General features: G+C 67.1%; 4 protein-coding genes. 3 read left to right on the top strand and 1 reads right to left on the bottom strand.

All coding sequences use genetic code 11. The features are described from left to right. Positions 1-1,061: glycerate kinase (locus ACRDUX_RS05295; RefSeq protein WP_526411702.1), on the bottom strand; the 1,061-nt coding region annotated here is incomplete at its 3' end. A gap of 307 nt (positions 1,062-1,368) precedes the next feature. On the opposite strand from ACRDUX_RS05295, the gene ACRDUX_RS05290 reads away from it, so the two are divergent. The 3 genes from ACRDUX_RS05290 to ACRDUX_RS05280 form a co-directional block, all read left to right on the top strand. Further along, complete coding sequence (locus ACRDUX_RS05290; protein WP_526411700.1) at positions 1,369-2,229, top strand: hydroxypyruvate isomerase family protein; 861 nt, start codon at positions 1,369-1,371, stop codon at positions 2,227-2,229. Continuing rightward, positions 2,226-3,119, top strand: coding sequence for a 2-hydroxy-3-oxopropionate reductase (locus ACRDUX_RS05285; RefSeq protein WP_526411698.1), 894 nt, complete (start codon positions 2,226-2,228; stop codon positions 3,117-3,119). Before ACRDUX_RS05290 ends, ACRDUX_RS05285 begins: the two co-directional genes overlap by 4 nt. Continuing rightward, on the top strand, positions 3,116-3,689 hold a 574-nt coding region (locus ACRDUX_RS05280; protein WP_526411696.1), incomplete at its 3' end, for a thiamine pyrophosphate-binding protein. The genes ACRDUX_RS05285 and ACRDUX_RS05280, both read left to right, overlap by 4 nt.

Below are 3,689 nucleotides of genomic sequence, written 5' to 3'. Positions count from 1 at the left end.
CCCGCGAGCCCGGCGGCGTGGATCGCGGCCGGAGGCAACGTCGACACCCCGGCCACGGCGTATACCGGGATGCCGTACGCGCCGGCCCGACGAGAGACCCCCACCGCGGCCTTGCCCCGCAAGGACTGGTGATCCAGCGAGCCCTCGCCGGTGATGGCAGCGCGGGCTCCCAGGAGGTGCTTGTCCAAGTCGACGAGGTCGAGGATCAAGTCGATCCCCGGGCTCATGCGCGCACCGAGTACCGCCAGTGCGGCGAATCCGACCCCACCGGCGGCGCCCGCTCCGGCCGCATCGCGGAAGTCGGTATCGATCGTGCGCTCCACGACGTCGGCCCATGACTGCAGGGCGCGGTCCAATTCCGTTACCTGGTCTGGGTTTGCGCCCTTCTGCGGCGCATAGACGCTCGCGGCGCCCAGTGGGCCGCAGAGCGGGCTGTCGACATCGGCGGCGATCGTGATGGTGGCATCGGCGATCTCGGGCCGCATGCCACTGAGATCGAGGTGCGTGCAATGGCCGACGGCCCGCCCGCCCGGAACCACGCGTGAGCCCTTCTGATCGATTGCCACCGCGCCGAGCGCGACCAGGAAGCCGGCCCCGCCATCGGTGCTCGCGCTGCCGCCCACTCCGATGACGATGTCGTGGCAGCCGTGGTCAAGAACTTGTGCCACCACCGCGCCGAGGCCGTAACTGGATGCGGTCATAGGTGCCGGGGTGGCACCGGGAAGTCGCTGCAGGCCGCAGATTTCGGCCATCTCCACCACGGCGGTGTCGCCGCTGCGCGCGTAGGCGGTGAGCACCGATTGCCCGGTCGGCCCCACTGCGTAGACGGGAACCCGTTCGAATCCCGCGGCCAGGACCGTCTCGAGCGTGCCGTCGCCGCCGTCGGCGACCGGGCACTCGACGGTGTGCAGCGTGGGGTCGGCACGTTTGACGCCGAGGGACATCGCCTGCGCAGCTTGCCTCGCCGTCAGTGATCCCTTGAACTTGTCGGGGGCGATCACCACGTGGCGATCGGTGGGATGACGGTGCCGTCCGGCACTAGCGCTGCGTTGCAAGGTCATGGTGAGGGTTTTCCTTCCGCTATACGGAACTATTAATTCATCTTCCTATGACCTCTGACAGAGTCACCCCGCCTCAGGCCTTCACGCTCCAGATCGTGCCGCGCTACACCACATCTTCGCAATGGCGTTTGACAACAGGAATGTTCACCGCTGCGGCTGCCTCCTCCCCCTTGACAAGTCGGTTCCGCCCGAGTTCACTTGATTGCATAATGATAGTGCCATTCCATAATACGGAATAGATGAAGAAATCACTCTACGCGGATCCGCCGCGACGAGTGCCCGACTACTGACACGGAAAGGGCGAGCCGTGGTGAACGCCACCTACACCGTCAACTGTTCGATCCTGCTGACCGACATCCCCCTGCTGGACCGGCCGCGCGCAGCCCGAGACGCCGGCTTCGGGGCCGTCGAGTTCTGGTGGCCCTTCCCGAGTACCTCGCCGTCTGACGCCGAAGTCACCGCCTTCATCGGCGCCATCCAGGACGCCGGCGTCCAGCTGACCGGACTCAACTTCGCCGCCGGGGACATGCCTGCGGGCGAGCGCGGTATCTTGTCCAATCCCGCACTCACGCAGTCATTTCGAGACAACGTCGCCATCGCCATTGGTATCGCCGAGACGCTGGGCACCAGATCCTTCAACGCCCTGTACGGCAATCGCGACGCGGACCTCGCGCCCTCGACGCAGGACCACGTCGCGGCCGACAACCTGGCCTACGCCTCAGCGGCGGCGGACCGCATCGGCGCGACGGTACTGGTGGAACCGGTAAGCGGTGCACCGCAATATCCGCTCAAGACAGCGGCGGACGTCATTCGGGTCATCGACCGGGTGCATGCCGAATACGGCACCACGACCCTGCGACTACTCGCCGACCTGTATCACCTCGACGTCAACGGCGACGACACCAGCGCCGTCATTCGTGAATACGGCAGCCGGATCGGGCACGTGCAGATCGCCGACGCGCCAGGACGCGGTGAACCGGGAACCGGGGAGCTGGCGCTGGCCAGTCAGCTCCAGGAACTGTCCGACCACGGCTACACCGGCTACCTCGGTCTGGAATACAAGGCCACCCGCCCGGATCCCTTCGACTGGCTCCCACGCTCCGACCGGGGCGCCAACGGCGTGAACATCGAAACCCTTCGGCAGCAACAAGAAACGAGGATCTCGTGAGCACCATCGGATTCATCGGACTGGGCATCATGGGCGGCCCGATGGCGCGCCACCTTGTCGCAGCCGGCCACACCGTCGTCGGATACGACCGATCCGAGGAACGGATACAGGCACTGGTCGAGGCCGGCGGCGGCGCCGCCGAGTCGATCGAGCAGACCGTCAAGAACGCCGACGTCGTGGCGATCATGGTGCCCGACTCCCCCGACGTGCAGGCCGTCCTGCTCACCGACGACGGCGTCTTCGCCCACGCCCAACCCGACACCCTGGTGATCGACTTCTCCTCGATCCGGCCCGACGTCACCACCGAACTCGCCAAGGTCGCCGCCGAGCGCGGACTGCGCATCATCGACGCACCCGTCTCCGGTGGCGAGCCCGGCGCGGTGAACGCCACGCTGTCCATCATGGTCGGCGCCTCGGAGGCTGACTTCGCCTCCGCCAAGCCGATTCTCGACGTCGTCGGCAAGACCATCGCGCATGTCGGCCCCAACGGGGCAGGCCAGACCGTGAAGGCCGCGAACCAGCTGATCGTGGCGGGCAACATCGAACTGCTCGCCGAGGCCATCACCTTCCTGCGCGCCTACGGCGTCGACATCGACGCCGCGGTGAAGGTGCTCGGCGGCGGATTGGCCGGGTCGGCCGTGCTGGACCAGAAGGCGTCGAAGATGTTGACCCGCAACTTCGACCCCGGGTTCCGCATCGCACTGCACCACAAGGACATGGGCATCGTCACGTCCGCGGCACGCGAGGCCGGTGTCATCATCCCGCTCGGCGCCGTCGTCGCGCAGCTGATGGCCTCCGCGATCGCCAACGGCGAGGGCGGCCTGGACCACTCCGGCCTGCTGCTCGGCGTCGAGCGGTTGTCCGGCACGGCAAGCGAGGACGCGAAGTGACCCGGATGCGCACGGTCGACGCCGCCGTCAGAATCCTCGAAATCGAAGGCGCAACACAAGCCTTCGGCCTACCGGGCGCGGCGATCAACCCGTTCTACTCGGCGATGCGCGCGCACGGCGGGATCAAGCACGTCCTAGCGCGACACGTCGAAGGCGCCAGCCACATGGCCGAGGGCTTCACGCGTGCGGCAGCGGGCAACATCGGCATCTGCATCGGTACGTCGGGCCCAGCGGGCACCGACATGATCACCGGGCTGTACTCCGCTTCGGCCGATTCCATTCCGATCCTGGCGATCACGGGCCAGGCACCGGTGAGCCGGCTGCACAAGGAGGATTTCCAAGCCGTCGACATCAGCGCGATCGCCGCGCCGGTGACGAAGATGGCGATGACCGTCCTGGAACCCGGTCAGGTCCCTGGTGCGTTCGCCAAGGCGTTCCACCTGATGCGCTCTGGCCGCCCCGGTCCGGTGCTCATCGACCTGCCCATCGACGTGCAACTCGCCGAGATCGACTTCGATCCCGAGGCGTATGTGCCACTGCCGGTGTACAAACCAGCGGCGACCCGTGGTC

This window comes from Mycobacterium sp. (genome assembly GCF_050701675.1).
Classification (GTDB): Bacteria; Actinomycetota; Actinomycetes; order Mycobacteriales; family Mycobacteriaceae; genus Mycobacterium.
Note: the sequence above shows the minus strand (reverse complement) of the source record. Positions and strands in the feature narration are given on the sequence as shown.